At 68.3% G+C, this 18745-nt stretch carries 7 protein-coding genes; 6 read left to right on the top strand and 1 reads right to left on the bottom strand.

The genetic code is table 11. The annotated features are described in order from the left end of the window. The first annotated feature begins 40 nt into the window (after positions 1–40). Both J7U37_RS02890 and J7U37_RS02885 read left to right on the top strand, forming a co-directional pair. Positions 41–976: an AraC family transcriptional regulator gene (locus J7U37_RS02890; RefSeq protein ID WP_156633905.1), complete on the top strand. Its 936-nt coding sequence runs from the start codon at positions 41–43 to the stop codon at positions 974–976. 216 nt (positions 977–1192) lie between these two features. Continuing rightward, complete coding sequence (locus J7U37_RS02885) at positions 1193–2389, top strand: adenylate/guanylate cyclase domain-containing protein (RefSeq protein WP_244478349.1); 1197 nt, start codon at positions 1193–1195, stop codon at positions 2387–2389. 81 nt (positions 2390–2470) lie between these two features. Here the strand turns inward: J7U37_RS02885 and J7U37_RS02880 are convergent, their stop codons facing one another. Next, entirely contained in the window at positions 2471–2671 is a 201-nt protein-coding gene (locus J7U37_RS02880; protein WP_056182303.1) for a hypothetical protein, read from the bottom strand. Between the two features lie 1200 nt (positions 2672–3871). On the opposite strand from J7U37_RS02880, the gene J7U37_RS02875 reads away from it, so the two are divergent. The 4 genes from J7U37_RS02875 to J7U37_RS02860 are packed head-to-tail and all read left to right on the top strand — an operon-like array spanning position 3872 to position 18686. Continuing rightward, positions 3872–12574, top strand: a complete 8703-nt coding sequence (locus J7U37_RS02875; protein ID WP_247634766.1) for a peroxidase family protein — start codon at positions 3872–3874, stop codon at positions 12572–12574. Between the two features lie 60 nt (positions 12575–12634). Further along, complete coding sequence (locus J7U37_RS02870; protein ID WP_247634765.1) at positions 12635–14401, top strand: type I secretion system permease/ATPase; 1767 nt, start codon at positions 12635–12637, stop codon at positions 14399–14401. Continuing rightward, entirely contained in the window at positions 14398–17316 is a 2919-nt protein-coding gene (locus J7U37_RS02865; protein WP_247634764.1) for a cadherin-like domain-containing protein, read from the top strand. Before J7U37_RS02870 ends, J7U37_RS02865 begins: the two co-directional genes overlap by 4 nt. Before the next feature lie 23 nt (positions 17317–17339). Then, the gene (locus J7U37_RS02860) at positions 17340–18686 is read left to right on the top strand and encodes an HlyD family type I secretion periplasmic adaptor subunit (protein ID WP_247634763.1); all 1347 of its coding nucleotides are present in this window, start codon (positions 17340–17342) and stop codon (positions 18684–18686) included. Positions 18687–18745: the final 59 nt, after the last annotated feature.

The following is an 18745-nucleotide window of genomic DNA, read 5'->3' as shown; positions in this document are numbered from 1 at the left end:
CATCCTCGCCGCCGAGACAGGCCGGCGTGAGGAGACGGGGATGCAACGGCTCGGAGGCTGCGAGATGCGACCGGCGGAGAGGGGTTCGCCGCAAGGGGGCGGGACCCGGCCCGCGCACCGGATGGCGATGCCGAGCGACGGCATCGCCCCCTCGGAGTTCCGGGCCGGGGCAGGCATCTCCGGTGCGCCCCGCCTCGGCGCTTATCGCGACGGTCTGGTGATCCAGGCCCAACTCGGCGCCGGATTGCCGGGGGCAGGCCCGCGAGGGGCGCCCGAAGGCCTCTGCGCCAGCACGGTGATCCTTCTCGACAACCGGGTCCGGTCGCTGGCCTCGAACCACGGCGCCGCCGTGCAGGTCTGGCTGTCGCGCAGACTTCTCGACGAGGTCGGCGCGAGCATGGGCCTCGCCGACCCGATCGAGGCCCTGCGGCCCATCCACGGCCGCGTCCTGATCGATGCCACGATCCACGATCTCGTGGCGAGCGCGGTCGCGACCCTCGACCGGCCGGATCGCGGCGCCCTCGTCTTCCGGGACCAGATCGCGCGGGCGCTCGCGGCGCATCTCCTCGGACTGCCCGTCGAATCGGCGGTGGCGGACCCGGTTCGCGGCGGTCTGGCGCCCTGGCAATTGCGGCGCGCGCAGGAGCGCATCCGCGCCGAACTCGGCGACGCCCCCCGCCTTCAGGAGATCGCGGCCGAGTGCGGCCTCTCCGTCAGCCACTTCGCCCGCGCCTTCCGCCAGTCGGTCGGAGCCTCCCCGCATGCCTGGCTGGTCCGCCAGCGCATCGCCCGCGCCAAGACCCTGATGCGGACGCGCGGCCCGTCGCTGGCGGAGATCGCCCTGGCCTGCGGCTTCGCGGACCAGAGCCACTTCACCCGGGTGTTCGCCCGCGAGGAGCGCATGAGCCCGGGGCGCTGGCGCCGGATGGTCGAGCCCGAGGCCGGTGTCGAACGCTGCGCCGGTGCCCTGGCGTGAGCGTCCATCCGGGCGCATCGTGGCGGGACGACCGGCTCGCGCCGGGTCCCGGCCGACTGAAGCCGGCCGAGACTCCCTGGCCGAGACTTCCAGACCGAGACTCGCCGGCCGTGAAACGCCGGCTCGAACCATGAGAGGCCACGAGGCGCCGACATGAACAGTCCCTCGCATCCCGAGGAGATCCGCCGTTTCGCGCAGGCGCCCCTGCGCGCGGAGATGCTCGACTGGCTTCTCGCCGGAACGCGCGGCGAACGCTACCTCGACGACATCTTCGTCGCCTTCTGCGGCCGCCTGCGCGCGGCGGGCGTGCCGGTGGCGCGCGCCACCATCCACCTGCGGACGCATCACCCGCTCTGGCTTGGAACCCGCATCCTCTGGCGCATCGGGGCCGAGGCGGCCGAACTGACGAATTACGAGTACGGCATCGTCGATACCGACAGCTTCAAGCGCAGCCCCGCGGCGGACATCCACAACGGTGCCGAGCAGGTGCGCAAACGCCTGGAGGAGCCGGAGCGGCCCGAGACCGACTATTCGATCTATCGCGACCTGCGCGCCGAGGGGCTGACCGATTACGTCGCCTGGCCGCTGCACTACACCCTGGGCAAGCGCCACGTGGTGACCTTCTCGGCCGACCGCCCCGGCGGCTTCGCGCCCGAGGATCTCGATCTCCTGTCCGCGCTGCTCCCGGCCCTGTCGGTGGTGACCGAGGTCCGGCACAAGAACCGCCTGACCCGCCTGCTGCTCGACACCTATGTGGGGCCGCATGCCAGCGAGATGATCCTCAACGGAGCGACGCGGCGCGGCAGCGGCGTCACCGTCGAGGCGGCCATCATGGTCATCGACCTGCGCGGTTTCACCGAGATCTCGGAGCTGTGGCCGCGCGACGACGTGATCGCGCTGCTGAACGACTATTTCGATGCGATCTCGCTGCCGATCGAGCGCCACGGCGGCGAGATCCTGAAGTTCATGGGGGACGGCCTGCTGGCGATCTTCCACCTCGACACACCGGTTGCCTGCACCGCCGCGCAATCCGCCGCCTGGGAGGCGCACGTCGCCATGCGGGCCTTGAACGCGGCGCGGTCGGCGAGGGGATTCCAGCGCCTGGGCTACGGCATCGGCGTGAACGTGGGCGCCGTCATGTACGGCAATATCGGCTCCCGCTCGCGTCTGGACTTCACCATCATCGGCCCCGCCGTCAACGTCGCGGCACGCCTCGAGAGCCTGACCAAGGTGCTCGACCGGCGGGTGCTGTTCTCCGGCGCCGTCGCGGCGCGCTCGGCCGACGGGCACCGCCTGACCCGCCTCGGCACCTTTCCCCTACGCGGGGTCGGCGACCCGCTGGAGGTGCTCGCCTTCCCCGACGACGTGTCCGAGGTCGACCCTTTAGAGCCGGATCGCGATCCGGCGTCCTGAACTGAGCGAGGGTCGCCGGAACGCAGAAGGCCAGCCTCGCGGCTGGCCTTCGGATCGTCGGTCGTCTCCGTGGTGACGCGCCTACTCGGCTGCGGTCATCTCGGGCGCGAAGTGGCCGCACCAATCAGCGGCGCCGACGACCGGCCACAGGCCGTGATCCTGCGGGCCGGGCTGGCTCACCGGCGGGTTGAAGCGGCACAGGCCCTCGTCGGCCGCTGCGGCGGCGCCATTGACCTTGTGCTCGTCGAAGAACTTGCAGCTTTCACACTTGGCGTGGGCCATGTCGGAGATCTCCATCCTGTGCGGCTCGGACGCCGCTCGCAGTTACGAATTAGAACAGATCCAATGTAGCAGTCAATCGGCTTTTCGCGGGTTGGTTCCGTCCTGGGTGCCATGGAGACCGAATTCGGCGTCGGCGCCGCGACGGTTGGCATTCAGGGAAGCGAAAGGCGGCTTCGAAGCCGATCCGGAATCGATCCCCTTCTCTTAGGCCGGGACAGCGACCCGCATCCCTGGAGTTTGTCAGGGATCAAGTGGAAACCGGTGATCCCACCCAGACAAACGAAAGACGCTCGGATTGGCGGTGCGGCGGCCCCGGGGCCGCTCTTCGCATGGCGCCAGCCCGTCGGACGGCATTCGGCGGGGCCGAGACCCAGGCTTTGCGCGATCAGGCTCGCGCAAGGGGGGATGACGCCGGACAGGTCGGTCGGCCCCATCCGATGACACGTTGACCGCCCCGCCAGCGCATCGCGAAAGCGGGATTGCCGAGTGCTGCCCCGGTGCATTGGCGCTGACGCTGTCGCGGTCGGCGAGGTTCGCCTTGCGCGCCGGCAGATGCGCAAAGTCGATGTCCGCGTGGACCGGCTCGCGGCAAAGAGCGTGGGCAGACTCCGAACCAATGGGAAAGCGGTTTCGTGGATGCTGTCCCGGTAAAATCCGGTTCGGGCGCGAAAGACCGAGGCTTCGCCCGAAAGCGTGGATTGTCCATTTCGGGAAGTACGTAGTTTCCACGTCTTCTTTTCGGCCGGCCTGCCAATTGAATAACCCTGGCCGATATCAGCATTCGCGAAAGGGGACGAGGAAAAAACCTTCACCGTTGGGTTTTTCCTTTGGGGTTAAGGGTTTTTTTACCATCGCTATTTTCCGAATCTGTGCGAGGTTCGGCGCAAGGGCAATCGCAGCTCCGAACGACGGCAACCGTTACCCTCATCAACTTCGCGGGGAACGTTCCATGTGCGCCAAATCAGGGCCGAAGACCGCTCGGCAGGATCATCGAATGCGCCCGTCGTCATGGACGTGCATCACGCGCGCCTGACGGCCACGGGCGCGACCCAGGTCGCCGAGCCCCACGCACACTGACTCGACCCGTCCGATTCGACGGCATCCGTGCCGGCGCGCGCCGCCGCACCTCCTTCCCATTCGAACTCCGGGGCGGCGTCCGACGCGCGTCCCATCGCTGACCCATGAGCCGAGGATACCGCCATGTCCGTCACGTTCACCGTCGACACCAACGACCTCCGCCACATCCTGACGCAGATCCGCATCGCCGAAGAGTTCGCAGCTCCCGGCAACACGCGGACCCTGCAGGAGATCATCGGACCGGACGCGGCCCTGCTTCCCTACGGCCTGCGCGCCGTCGACGGGAGCAACAACAATCTCCTGCCGGGGCAGAGCCTTCTCGGGGCGGCGGACCAGCCCATGCCACGCCTCCTGTCGACCCAGTACACGACCGGCGCGGGCCAGTTCGACGTCAACGGGCCGGCCCCCGGCGGCGTTGTCACCAACAACGCTTACAGCGCTCCCGGCACGGTCATCGACACCAGCATTCGGACGGTCAGCAATCTCATCGTGGACATGAGCCCGCACAACCCGGCCGCGGTCGCGGCCTGGTTCGCCAACCCCATCGCCCAGGCCGCCTATGCGGCGGCTCACAACGGCGAGACGCCCCCCGCGGACTACGTCCCCACCGCGACCGAGATCGCCTTCATCCCGAACCAGTCGCCCGACATTGGCCTGTCGCCGCCCTTCAACGGCTGGATGACCCTGTTCGGGCAGTTCTTCGACCATGGGCTCGACCTCATCACCAAGGGGAACAACGGCTCGGTGATCGTTCCGCTGATGCCCGACGATCCGCTGATCGCGGGCGGCGACGGGGTGTTCGGCACCGTCGACGACCTGCCGGAGGCGCAACGCTTCATGGTCCTGACCCGGGCGACCCCCGTCGCGGGGCCGGGCGCCGACGGCGTGCTCGGCACGGCGGACGACATCCGCACCGCGGTCAACACCACGACGCCCTGGATCGACCAGAACCAGACCTACACCTCCCATCCCTCGCACCAGGTCTTCCTGCGCGAGTACGTCCGGGTCGACGTGACCCCGGGCGACGGCGTCGCCAATCCGGTCACCTTCGCGACCGGAAACCTTCTCAACGGCGGCGCGGACGGCAAGGCCATCGCGAACTGGGCCGAGGTCAAGGCCCAGGCCAAGATGATGCTGGGCATCGAACTCGTGGACACGGACATCCACAACGTGCCCGTGCTGATGACCGACCCCTACGGCCGCTTCATTCCGGGGCCCAACGGCTACGCGCAGATGCTCATGCAGCCCGACGCGACCCACGCCACCACGTGGTTCCAGGAGGGAACGGCGGAGGGCATCCGCACGGTCGGTGCGGTCAAGACCGGTCACGCCTTCCTCGACGACATTGCCCATTCCGCCAACCCCATCGTCCAGGGGCAGGCCGTGGCCGCCGACACGGATACGCTCACCGGCAACGCGGTCGGGATCGATCCCCTGACCGGGGCGAACCTCGCCTACGACAACGAGCTTCTCGACCGGCACTTCATCACGGGCGATGGGCGCGGGAACGAGAACATCGGCCTCACCGCGGTCCACACCATCTTCCACTCGGAGCACAACCGGCTCGTCGAGGCCAACAAGCAGACCATCCTGGCCTCGGGCGACCTCGCCTTCATCAACGAATGGCTGAGGGTCGACCTGACCTCCCTGCCGACCACATCGGACCAGGTCGCCGCGCTGCAATGGGACGGCGAGCGCCTGTTCCAGGGCGCCAAGTTCGTGACCGAGATGCAGTACCAGCACCTCGTGTTCGAGGAGTTCGCGCGAACGGTCCAGCCCAACGTCGACCCGTTCGTGTTCACGAACAGCGCCGACCTCAACCCGGCCATCACGGCCGAGTTCGCGCACGTCGTCTACCGCTTCGGGCATTCGATGCTGACGGACACCATCGACCGCATCGGCTTCGATATGCAGCCCATCGATGGCGACGTGACCGTCGCGGGCACCCAGGAACTCGGCCTCATCGAGGCGTTCCTCAACCCGCTGGCCTTCACGGCGAGCGGCGTCGACACGGAAGCGGCCGCCGGCGCCATCATCCGGGGCATGACCCGCCAGATCGGCAACGAGATCGACGAATTCGTGGTCGATGCCCTGCGCAACAACCTGCTCGGGCTCCCGCTCGACCTGGCGACGCTCAACATCGCGCGCTCACGGGAACAGGGCGTCCCGACCCTGAATGAGGCCCGCGCCGAGTTCTACGCGATGACCGCCGACGCCAAGCTCAAGCCTTACACGAGCTGGGTCGACTTCGCCCAGAACATCAAGAACCCGGCCTCGGTGATCAACTTCATCGCGGCCTACGGCGACCACGCGCTCATCACGCAGGAAAGCACGCTCGCCGGCAAGCGCGCCGCGGCGACCGCCCTGGTCTTCGATATCTCGGTCGATGTGCCGGACGATCCGTCGACCCCGGTGAACGACGCGCACACCATCGCGCCGCCCGCGGATCGGCTCGATTTCCTCACCGGCACCGGCGCTTGGAATGCCGCGAATTCCGGTCTGAACGACGTCGACTTCTGGATCGGCGGCCTGGCCGAGGAGAAGATGGAATTCGGCGGGATGCTGGGCAACACCTTCAACTTCGTCTTCGAGACGCAGATGGAGAACCTGCAGAACGGCGACCGCTTCTACTATCTCAGCCGCACGCAGGGCATGAACCTGCTCAACGAGCTGGAGGCCAACACCTTCTCGGCCCTGGTGCAGCGCAACACCGATCTCGGCGACGAGGGCTCCTCGCATCTCAACGGATCGCTGTTCGGGCGGGCCGACCACATCCTCGAACTCAATCCGGTCAACCAGGTCGGGGACGACCCGACCCAGGACGACCTGCTGCTGCAGATCCTGGACCCGAAGGTGGTCCGCGTGGCCCCGGGCGCCGATATCGACGGAGACGGGCGCGCCGATGGCGGGATGCTGAAGTTCAGCGGCGGCGAGCACGTCGTCCTCGGCGGCACCGAGGGCAACGACACCCTCATCGGCGATAAGGGCATCGACACCCTCTGGGGCGACGGCGGGGACGATTACCTCAACGGCGGGATGGAATCCGACCAGATCTACGGTGGTGACGGCGACGACGTCATCGAGGACCCCTTCGGCGACGAGTTCATCCGGGGCGGCGAGGGCAACGACGCCATCTCGGGCGGTCCAGGCCTCGACATCCTGTTCGGCGGCGGGGGCAAGGATTTCATCACGCATTCGACCGATACGGTCGAGGTCTTTGCCGGGCGCGGCGACGACTTCGTCCTGGGCGGCAGCGCCGCCGACGGCCTGATGGGTAACGAGGGCGACGACTGGATCGAGGGCGGCGAGGGCTTCGACAGCCTCTCGGGCGAGAACTCCCAGCTGTTCTTCAACAGCATCATCATCGGCCACGACGTCCTCAACGGACAGGGCAACGACACCGACTACGACGGCGAGTCCGGCGACGACATCATGGTCCAGGGCGCCGGCATCCAGCGCAACAACGGCATGCTCGGGTTCGATTGGTCGATCCAGAAGGGCGACCCCAACGACGGGACCATCGACCTCGGCATCTCCCGCTTCGTCAACCAGCAGGCCCTGACCCTTCGCGACCGCAACGACTCCGTGGAGGGCGCTTCGGGCTGGAAGCATAACGATACCCTGATCGGCACCGAACGGCCGACCGGTGCGGTCGGCGACCCCGCCGGCGGCATCGTCGGCGGACCGGCGACCGACAGTATGCTGCTGTCCCAGAACGTCGCCCTGATCGACGGCTTTGAGGCATTGCTCAAGCTGACCCCGGGGGCGATCCGCGGTCAGACCGTCGGCAGCGACGCCGCGTCCTTTGCGAGCCTCGCTCCGGACACGACCGTATTCGACCCCCAGAACGGTGGCGATATCCTGCTCGGCGGCGCCGGCAGCGACACCATCACCGGTAAGGCCGGCAACGACATCATCGATGGCGACCGCTGGCTCAACGTCAGGATCAGCATCCGTGACGCTGGCGGCACCGAGGTGGCGACCGCCGACAGCCTCGCGGGCCAGATGTTCACGACGCCGGCCGGGCTCGCGAGCGGCACCGGACCGCTCTACCTCGGCGGAATGACCCTGCAGGCCGCGCTGATGTCGCGGGCGGTGAATCCGGGCCAGCTCAACATCGTGCGTGAGATCCTCGACGCCGGACAAGGAACCGACGTCGACACGGCGGTCTTCTCCGACGTGCGGGCCAATTACACCCTCACCAACCTCGGCGACGGCAGCTTCCGGGTCGACCACACCGGTTTCGCCGTGAGCCCGACCCTGAGGTTCTCGGACGGCATCGATACGTTGCACAACATTGAGCGGGCGCAGTTCTCGGACGGGGCCGTGTTCCTCACCAACGTGCCCGCGACGGGGGCGCCGACCGTCAACGACACGACCCCCACCGAACTGGCGACGATCAGGGCCAACGTGGCCGGAATCGCCGATCTGAACGGCCTGCCCACGACCTTCGCCTTCCAATGGCAAGCCCAGTCAGCCACCGGAGCCTGGACCGACATCGTCGGGGCGACCGGCCAGACCTTCACGCCGCAGCAGGCCCAGGTCGGGCTTCCGATCCGTGTCGCGGTGAGCTTCACCGACCAGGGAGGCTATGCCGAGCGCGTCGTCTCCGCGCCGACCGACGTGGTCGGCGACAACATCGTCGACAACGGCCTGGGCAACAGTATCAACGGCACGGCAGGCGCCGACCGGATCCTCGCCAACGGCGGCAACGACACGGTGAACGCCGGGGCCGGTGACGACGTCGTCGACGGCGGGGCCGGCGCAGACACCATCAACGGCGCGGCGGGCAACGACACCATCCAGGGCGGCACCGGCAACGACACCATCGATGCCGGCGCCGGCGACGATGGGGTGACCTGGAACGGTGGAGCTGCGCTTGGGCCGGTCGCCCTCGTCCCCACCGATGGACGCGACGTGGTGAGGGGCGGCACCGAGGGACCCGTGGGAGACACCCTCGTGGTCAACGGCACCCTCGGTCTCGCCGAGACCTTCCGGGTCTACACGGTCGCCGCCTGGGGGCAGGTCGCCGGCAACAATGTCGCCACCCTGAGCCCCGGCACCGAGATCGTCATCACCCGTACCACGGGGGCTGGCATCGGCGCCGTCACCACCGTCATCGCCGAATTGCAGGAGATCGAGGAGATCCGGATCGGGACCGCCGCGGTCTCGGTGCCGAACCCGCCGACCAACGCGGGGGCAGGCGACAGCGTCTTCCTGATCGGCAACTTCTCGACGACCAGCCTGAACCTCAACACCGTCACCATCGACGGAACCGAGGGGAACGATACCGTCGACATCTCGGGCCTGACCTCGGCCCACCGGATCGTATTCCGCTCCAGTGGCGGTACCGACACCATCGTGGGAACGCTGCGGCCCCAGGACGTCATCGAACTGGCGCCGGGCACGACCCGCGCGAACTACACGGAGACGCAGGCGAACGGGATCACAACCCTGACGAACGGCTCCCACAGCATCACCTTCGCAAGCTCGGGGACCCCCACCTTCGGGACCGTGCCGGCCACCGGCGGAAATCCGCCGGACGGGGGTGTCGGGAATGGTGGCGGCGTCGGGAACGGTGGAGGCGGCGGCTTCGCGCTCACCGCAGCGGACCTTGCCGGGATCAAGGCCCTCGTCACTGGGCAGCCCGTCGCCGGAGGCGACGACGACGCCAGCGGGGCCGCCGGCGTGCGCCACCTCTCGGGTGCCGGCAACAACCTCGATCATCCCGAGTTCGGAGCGGCCGACCAGCCGTTCATCCGGCTCACCGACGCCCATTACGGCGCCTTCGACCCGGCGACGAACAACAACGCCCTCAATCCGCTCTACGCCGGCCTCGATCCCCGCGCCATCAGCAACGTGCTGGGCACGCAGGAGGCCGACCTGCCGCACCAGGCCAACGGTTCGAACATCTTCTTCATGGCGTTCGGCCAGTATTTCGACCATGGCCTCGACTTCCTGCCGAAGAGTGCATCCAACGGCATTGTTCAGATCGACCTGCCCGGCTCCGGGCGCGCGCCCGGAACCAACAATCCGGCCGATCTGACCCGGGGCGAGGTCTCGTCCATCGTCGACGGCGTGCCCCAGCACCTCAACAAGACCTCCCCCTTCGTCGACCAGAACCAGGCCTACGGCTCGCACGAACTCGTCGGCCAGTTCCTGCGGGAGAGCGACGGCAACCAGGGCGTCGGTGCGCGCCTCCTCGCGGGTGTTCCGGACCCGTCCAATCCCGCCTTCAATCTGCTGCCCACTCTGCGGGAGCTCATCCAACATCATTGGGATGCGGACACGATCTTCCACGATGCCTCGCTCCCGGGTGGAGCCGTCAGCTTCCGAAGCTACGTCTCGAATTTCCCCCTCTCCGAGACCAGGACCGCCTCTTTGTTCAATGCGGCCGGGGCGTTCGACCCGGAGGCGGTGAGCGCCTTCGCCTCGAACTTCATGGGAAGCGGCAACGCGCTGCTCCTCGACACGAACCCCTTCGTCAGTCTGCTCGACCACTACGTGGCCGGCGACGGGCGCGCGAACGAGAACGTGTCGCTCACCGCCATGCACACGATCTGGGCGCGCAACCACAACTTCCACGTGGAGAACCTCGTGGAGGCCGGTTTCCAGGGGACGCCGGAAGAGGTGTTTCAGGCCGCCAAGACGATCAACGAGGCGGAGTACCAGCGCGTGGTCTTCGACGAGTTCGCGGATCAGCTCATCGGCGGCATGAAGGGCAATGGCACGCACGGTCACGGCGGCTACAACCCCGACGTCGATGCCCGGATCTCCCACGAGTTCGCCTCGGCGGTGTACCGCGTCGGGCACTCGCTGATCGGCGAGACGCTGACGGTCATCGGTTCCGACGGAGCGCCTCGGCAGGTCGCCCTCTTCGATGCCTTCCTGAACCCCTCGAACGCCCCGGACGTCTTCACGGCACCCCTGCCGCCCGGCTACGTGCCGCAGCCGGGTTACGCCCAGCTCGGGGCCAACGCCATCCTGGCCGGCGTCGCGACGCAGCCCGCCGAAGAGGTCGACTTCAACATCGTCGATGCGGTGCGCAACGATCTGGTGCGGATCAACGCCGACCTGTTCGCCTTCAATGTCGCTCGCGGCCGCGACGTCGGCCTCGGCTCCTTGAACCAGGTCCGCTCCGACCTCATGGCGTCCGCGGACCCCTACATTCGGGAGGCATTGGAGTATGCGGGCAACCTGACGCCCTATGCCTCCTGGGAAGACTTCCAGGCCCGGAACGGATTGAGCGACACCGTTATCGCGCAGTTCAAGGCCGCCTACCCGGACCTCACCCTAACGACGGCCGAGCAGCAGGCGGCCTTCGTGGCGGCCAATCCCGACATCGCGATTCACCAGCGGGCGGACGGCACCCCATACGTGAGCGGCATCGACCGGGTCGACCTCTGGGTCGGCGGCCTGGCCGAGCAGCACATCAACGGCGGCGTCGTGGGCCAGACCTTCTGGGTCGTGCTGCACGAGCAGTTCGACCGCCTGCAGGAAGGGGACCGGTTCTACTACACCGACCGGTTCGACAATTTCGACTTCTACCAGAATATCGTCGACGGTCAGAACTTTTCCGACATCGTCGCGCGCAACACCGGCCTGACCGGCCTCCAGGAAGACATCTTCGCCGTCGGCGACGAGGACGAACCCGGCGACGGAGGGGACGGAACGGTCGGCGGGGGCACGGACGACGACGACGATGAGGACGGCGACACCCCGGGCGGTGGCAACCCCGATGACGGGGACGATGATACCGCGGGCGGCGGCGACTCCGATGACGGGGACGGCGACACCCCGGGTGGTGGCGGTTGCGACGATGACGGCGATACCGCGCCCGGGACGGGCGGGGGCGCGACGACCGGAGGTTCGACCGGAGGCACCACCGGCGGCGGGACAACCACGCCTCCGGCCGACCTTCCGGCAAGCCTGGTGGCCGGTACCGCCGGCGACGATGTCCTGCCCGGGACTGCGGGCGCCGACACGATCCTCGGCTTGTCCGGCGACGACAACATCCTCGCCGGCGAGGGGGCCGACGTGGTCCGTGGCGGCGACGGGAACGACTTCGTCGATGCCGGCGGTGGCCGCGACGTGGTCTTCGGCGGGGCCGGCGACGACGACATCCTCGCCGGCGGCGAAGACGACATGGTCTACGGCGATGGTGGTGCGGATCGCATCCTGGCGGGGGCCGGCAACGACCTCGTGACGGCGGGGGCCGGCAACGACTCGGTGATCGGCGGCGACGGCAACGACCTGTTCGTGGCCGAGGTCGGGGATGGCAGCGACAGCTACTGGGGCGACGAGGTCGGGGGCGGCATCGGCATCGACACGCTCGACATGTCGGCCATCACGGCCACCATCATGGCCGACCTTGGCACCGGTCTTGCCGGACGAGGCAGCGTCACGAGCAGCCAATCCGGTTCCGATACCCTCTGGGGCGTCGAGAGCATCGTGGCCGGCTCGGGCGATGACACCATCACGGCCAGCGACGCCGTGAACGTGATGGATGGCGGCCTCGGTGCCGACGTCTACCGCTTCCTCTCGGCGGCGGCGGCGAACGGCGACACCATCGCGAGCTTCCAGCCCGGCGACAAGGTCGACCTCAGCGGCATCGACGCGAACCAGGGCGTGGCCGGCAACCAGGCGTTCACGCTCGCGACCGGGGCGGCCTTCACCGGGGTCGGCGAGTTGCTGGTCACCCAGGAACACCGGGGGGACGGGGACTACACCGTCGTGGCGGGCAACACCGGCGGCGACGCAGCCCCCGAGTTCAAGTTCAGCATCAAGGGAGCCCCGGCCGCGACGGCCGCGGACTTCGCCCTCTGACGCCGGAGGGGGCCGCGCCAGGCCCCCTCCGGTTCCGCCGCGCTCATGGGGGATAGAGACATGCGCTCCAGGGATCAGAAACACCTCGCCAAGAAGAGAAGCACCGAGGCGCTGACCCGGCATTTCGGGATGCCGTTCGTCTTTCTCGTCGCGATGTCGGGCATCATCAACATCCTGGCCCTGACCGGATCGTTCTACATGCTCCAGGTCTACGACCGGGCGCTGCCGAGCGGCAGCCTGCCCACTCTGGTTGGGCTCTCGACGCTCGCCATCGGCCTCTACGTCTTTCAGGGCATGTTCGACGTTCTGCGCCAGCAGATACTCGTTCGGATCGGGGCGCAGCTCGACCGCCGGATCGCCCCTCTGGCGCAGCGTGTCTCCATCGATATGCCGCGCTTCGGCTTCTCCACCGCAGAGGCGATGGAACGCAGCCGGGACGTCGACACCGTCCGCGGCTTCCTGGGGAGCCCCGGGCTCGTGGCGCTCTTCGACCTGCCCTGGACGCCCGTCTTCCTCGTCTTCGTCTACATGCTCCATCCCTGGCTCGGCGCGCTGACCGTCGCGGGCGCCGTCCTCCTCACCCTGATCACCATTCTCACCGAACTGCTGACCCGGCGCTGGACCGGGGCGACCCAGCAGGCGGTGGTGGCCCGCAACGCCATCGCGGACTCGAACGCCCGCAACGCCGACGTCCTGAAGGCGATGGGGTTCGCCGAGCGGGCCGTCGACCGGTATCGCCTCGCCAACAACGAGCACCTGGAACTGCAGACCCGGACGACGGACATCACCGGGACCTTCGCGGCCATCTCCCGCGTCCTACGCATGATCCTGCAATCGGCAGTGCTGGGGCTCGGGGCCTACCTCGTCATCGGCGGCGAGCTCTCGGCCGGCTCCATCATCGCGGCCTCCATCACTTCGGCCCGAGCACTGGCCCCCATCGACCAGACCGTGGGCAACTGGAAAGGCATCGCCGTGGCCCGCAAGGCCTTCGGGCGGCTGACGGAAACCCTTGTCGCGCTCTCGGGCGTCGAGCGGCCGATGCCGCTGCCGATGCCGCAATCGTCCCTCCGCGTCGGGTCGATCACGGTTGCGACGCCCGGCTCCGGGCGGGTGCTGCTGTCGGACGTCGCGTTCGAGTTGAAGGCGGGCCAAGCCCTCGGCGTCATCGGCCCCAGCGGCGGCGGCAAGACCACGCTCAGCCGGGCGCTGACGGGCATCTGGCCCATCCTGCGCGGCGGCATCCGCCTCGACGGGGCCGACCTGTCGCAGTGGGACGAGGACAGCCTCGGTCGCATCATCGGGTACCTGCCCCAGGAGGTCTGCCTGATGGACGCGACGGTCGAGGAGAACATCTCCCGCCTCGCCCAGGATGCCGACCCGGCCCTGGTGGTCGCCGCCGCCCGCGCCGCCGGTGTCCACGAGATGATCCTGCGCCTGCCCGACGGCTACCGCACCGAGCTCGGCCCGTTCGGGACCGCGCTCTCCGGCGGCCAGCGCCAGCGCATCGCCCTCGCGCGGGCGCTGTACGGCAACCCCTTCCTGCTGGTGCTCGACGAGCCGAATTCCAACCTCGACGGCGAAGGAGAGGCGGCGCTGGCCGCCGCCATCCAGGGCGTGCGCGCCCGCGGAGGGATCGCGGTCGTGATCGCGCACCGACCGAGCGTGCTGGCCGCCGTCGACACCATCGCGGTGATCCAGGACGGCAAGCTGACCGCCTTCGGGCCCAAGGATGCGATCCTCGGCAAGGCCGTGCGCGACGCATCGGTGGGAACCGATCCCGCAAAGATCGCAAGGGAGCGCTCCGTTCTGGAGCGGGTGCCGGCATGATCATCGAGACGAAGGGAACCAAGACCGGCGACGCCGCCCAGACCGGAGCGCAGACATACGCGCCGAAGGTAGCTGCCAAGTCGTCGCCGACGCCCTACTACCTGGCCCTCGCGGTCGCGGCCTTGGCCGGGTACCTGAAGTCCCTGTTCCACACCTCGGTGCAGGCCGAGGTCGAGCCCAGCGTCGCCGGACACGAGACGAAGGCCGCGCCCAAGCTGATCGTCATAGCCTCGTCGGACGTGGATTCGGACGAGCCCCCCGCCGAGCATCGGCTGGTGGGATCATCCGGGATCGTCCCCCAGGCCGAGACGCCAGCGCCAGAGTATGATGCCACCCACTTCCCCGCGCATACGCTCCACTTCGCCAGGCACGACCCCCAACCGAACCTCAGCGACTTCAAGGCGTCACCGATCATCCCACGCCCCATCAACGACAATGCCGATCAGGGACCCGGCGTCCGGGGCGGCGGCGGTGGAGGCCGGGACAAGGGCCACGGCGACGAGGGAACGGGTTCCGACAGCGCCGATAATCCCGCGGCCCGACCGCCCGGCGGGCTGGGCGGCGAAGACCTGCCCGGCGGCGGCGAGGACCTGCCCGGCGTCAAGGACAAGCCTCCGGCCGAGGAGCGTCCCTCGGGACAGGATACCTCCGGCCCCGGCAAGTCGACCGGGATCGACGGAGATAGGGGCGTCGGGCCTGGCGACCCCTCCGGGGGGGCTAAGGATACCGGAGATGGCTCCGGCGCCGTCACGCCCCGTCCCGTGTCAAACGATGATGGGGACGGCTCGACGGGCCGGCGCAATCGCGCGCCGACCACCAGCGGCACGGTCCAGCTCGCCGATATGGCCGCCTGTGCGCTGCTGCCCATCGCGCTGGCGGACCTTCTCAGGAACGCCGAAGATCCAGACGGCGACAGCCTTTCAGTCCGCAACGTCACGGTCTCTTCGGGAGCGCTGACCCGAGACGGCGACGGCTGGGTGTACGACGCCGATGATCTCGGTCCGGTCACCGTCACGTACGAGGTCACGGACGGCGAGCTCTCCGTCACCCAGACGGCGGTCTTCAACGTCGTCGAACACGAGCCGATGGTGGGCACGGACGGCGACGACCTCTTGCTCGGAACGCTTTGCGCCGACGAGATCGACGGCAGGGGGGGCAACGACATCATCGATGCCCGTGCCGCGGCCGACATCATCGATGGGGGCGCCGGAGACGACCACATCCTCGGTGGCGCCGGGGATGACGTGATCCTGGGGGGCGACGGGAACGACGTCGTGTTTGCGGGAGTGGGGGCGGATCGGGTTTCGGGAGGCAACGGCAACGACCGCATCTTCGGCGAGGAGGGCGACGACATCCTTTTCGGCGACGCCGGTGACGACCTGCTCGACGGCGGGGAAGGCAGCGACATCCTCGTGGGGGGGACGGGAAACGACCTGCTCCTCGGCGACAGGGGCGATGATCGCCTCGACGGGTCGGAGGGAGCCGACGTCGCGTTCGGCGGCGCCGGGCGCGACGTGATTCTGGGCGGCCTCGGGGACGACCGTTTGGAAGGCGGCGATGACGCCGACGTTCTCTCGGACGGTCGGGGTCGGGACGTGGTCTCGGGGCAGGACGGGGACGACGTCCTCGTGGCAGCCCTGGACGGCGAGGCCGACCTGTTCGAGGGCGGCGCCGGGACGGATACGCTCGACCTGGCGGGGGTGGCAACCGATGTCGTGGTCGACTTGGCCGCCGGCACGGCTGTCGGCCAGGAGATCGGACGGGACACGGTCGCATCCATCGAAGTTGTGCAAGCCGGTGTCGGGAACGACGTCCTCATCGGAAGCTCGCAGGGCGATACCCTCATGGGAGGAGCGGGACGGGACACGGTGTCGGGCGGCGCCGGCGACGATCTCGTCGACGGCGGGTCGGGCGACGATACCCTCGCGGACGGTGCCGGATCGGACACGGTCCTCGGGGGTGCAGGCGACGACCTCGTCAGGGTCGCCCTCGATGGGGAAGCCGACATCTTCGACGGCGGCGCCGGCACGGATACGCTCGACCTGTCCGGGACGCGGACGGGCATCGCCGCCGACCTGCTCATCGGCATCGCGACGGGCGCCGAGACCGGGCGGGGCCACCTCAACGGGCTTGAGGCGCTGATCGGTGGATCCGGCGACGATACCCTGTCCGGCAGTGACGGGAGCAACCGCTTGACCGGTGGGGAGGGGCACGACCTCATCGCCGGACGAGGGGGCGACGATGTCCTGGAGGGCGGTGCAGGGTGCGATACGCTCCTCGACGGAGCCGGGCGCGATACCCTGCACGCTGGTGCGGGCGACGACCGTATCGTCCTCGCGCTGGATGGCGACGCCGATCTTGTCGACGGTGGCGCGGGCTCGGATACGCTCGACCTGAGCAGTGCGACCGGAGATCTGCTCGTCGACCTCGTCAACCATGTCGTGTCAGGCACCGAACTCGGGCACGACAAGGTGGAGTCCATCGAGCGGATCGTTTCCGGATCGGGCGACGACCGCTTCGTCGTCGGGGAGGACGACGTCGTGCTCACGGGCGGCGGCGGGACGGACGGCTACGTGTTCCTTGCCCGTACCGGAATGCAGGAGACAACCCGATCCGTGCAGATCACCGACTTCTCGGTCGGGGATTACGTCGACCTCCTGAAATGGTCCCTCTTCGAAAAAGGGGCGAGTGCCACCGGTCACTCGCTGTCCGAAGCGATGGACCGCGACGATGGCACGGTCTCGGGCATTCGCTACCGGGCCGCGCTCTTCGACGAGGGCGACGCGACCGTCATCTCGGCCGACCTCGACGGCGATGATTCCTTCGAGACGACCCTCGTCCTCGACGGGCACCACACCCTGCTGTTCGTCGAGAAGACGGCCGCGGCGACCCAGCCGTCGGCGCCCATCCATTGATGCAGCCTTCGAAGGAGCGGACCATGCGTACGCGCACCATCGGTGTCCATCGTCCCAAGCCCTTGGACGGGATCGACCTTGGCACGGAGACTTCCTTCTCCGTCTTCCCTCGCATCGCTCTCGGATTCGCGCTGGGCGTCAGCCTCCTGGTCGGGGTCGGCGGGTGGGCGGCGACGACCGATCTCAACGGCGCCATCCTGGCATCGGGAGCGGTCACCGTCGATCAGAATGCCAAGGCGGTCCAGCACCGGGACGGCGGCGTCGTCGGCGCGATCCTGGTGCGGGACGGGCAGGCCGTGACCGCCGGTCAGGTTCTCATTCGCATCGACGATGCCCAGACACGCGCCGAACTCGCGATCGTCAGGGGACAGTTGGGGGAGTTGTCGGCCAAGAAGGCCCGCCTGTTGGCGGAGCGCGACGGGCTGCGCGAGATCGCCATCCCGGTGAGCCTGTCGGACGGTGATGCGGAGATGCGGGCCATCCTCGACGGCGAGAGCCGTCTGTTCCGCGGCAATCTCGCCAGCCGTGACAGCCAACGCCAGCAGCTGGAGCTGCAGATCGGTCAGGTGGCCGAGGAGATCGCCGGCCTGGTCAAGCAGAAGGAGGCCAAGCGCGACGAACTCGCGATCCTCACGAGCGAACACGGCAAGCTGCAGGGCCTCGTCGACAAGCACCTGTTCGAGAGTTCGAAGTTTCTGCCCATCAGCCGCGACCGGCACCGCCTGACCGGTGAGCAAGGCTCGCTGGAAGCCTCCATTGCCAGGGCCAAGGTCCGCACCAGCGAAATTCGGGTCCAGCTTCTCGCCATCACGGAGACCGCGCGCACCGAGGCCCAGAAGGAGCTCAGCGTCGTCGATGCCAAGCTCGCTGAACTGGGCAACCGACGCGTCGCCCTGGAGGATCGGCTCACCCGAACCGAGATCCGCGCCCCCGCCACGGGCGTCCTGCACGAGCTGAAGACCTTCACGGTCGGCGGCGTCGTCACGCCGGCCGACGTGCTCGCGACCGTCGTGCCCGCGGACGCCGCGCTGCGGATCGAGGTCCGCATCTCTCCGGCAAGCATCGACCAGATCGGCATCGGACGCCCGGCCAAGCTCCGGTTCACCGCCTTCAACCAGCGCACGACCCCCGAACTGAAGGGGACGCTGACATACGTCTCGCCGTCGACCACCAAGGGAGGCAAGGATGAGGCGTTCTACGTGGGGTACGTCGAACTCAACGAGGGGGAGATGAACCGTCTCGGCGAGAGATCTCACCTGGTTCCCGGCATGCCGGTGGAGGTGCACGTCGCAACCGAGGAACGCACGGCGCTTTCCTATCTGATGAAGCCGATTCAGGATCAATTCACGCGCAGCTTTCGGGAGAGGTGAGTGCAGGAAATGACGTAAATCATTCCATCTTGTCGCCCGATATGCAGTCGATGACTGGC

Source organism: Methylobacterium sp. 37f, from assembly GCF_023093475.1.
Lineage (GTDB): Bacteria > Pseudomonadota > Alphaproteobacteria > Rhizobiales > Beijerinckiaceae > Methylobacterium.
Note: the sequence above shows the minus strand (reverse complement) of the source record. Positions and strands in the feature narration are given on the sequence as shown.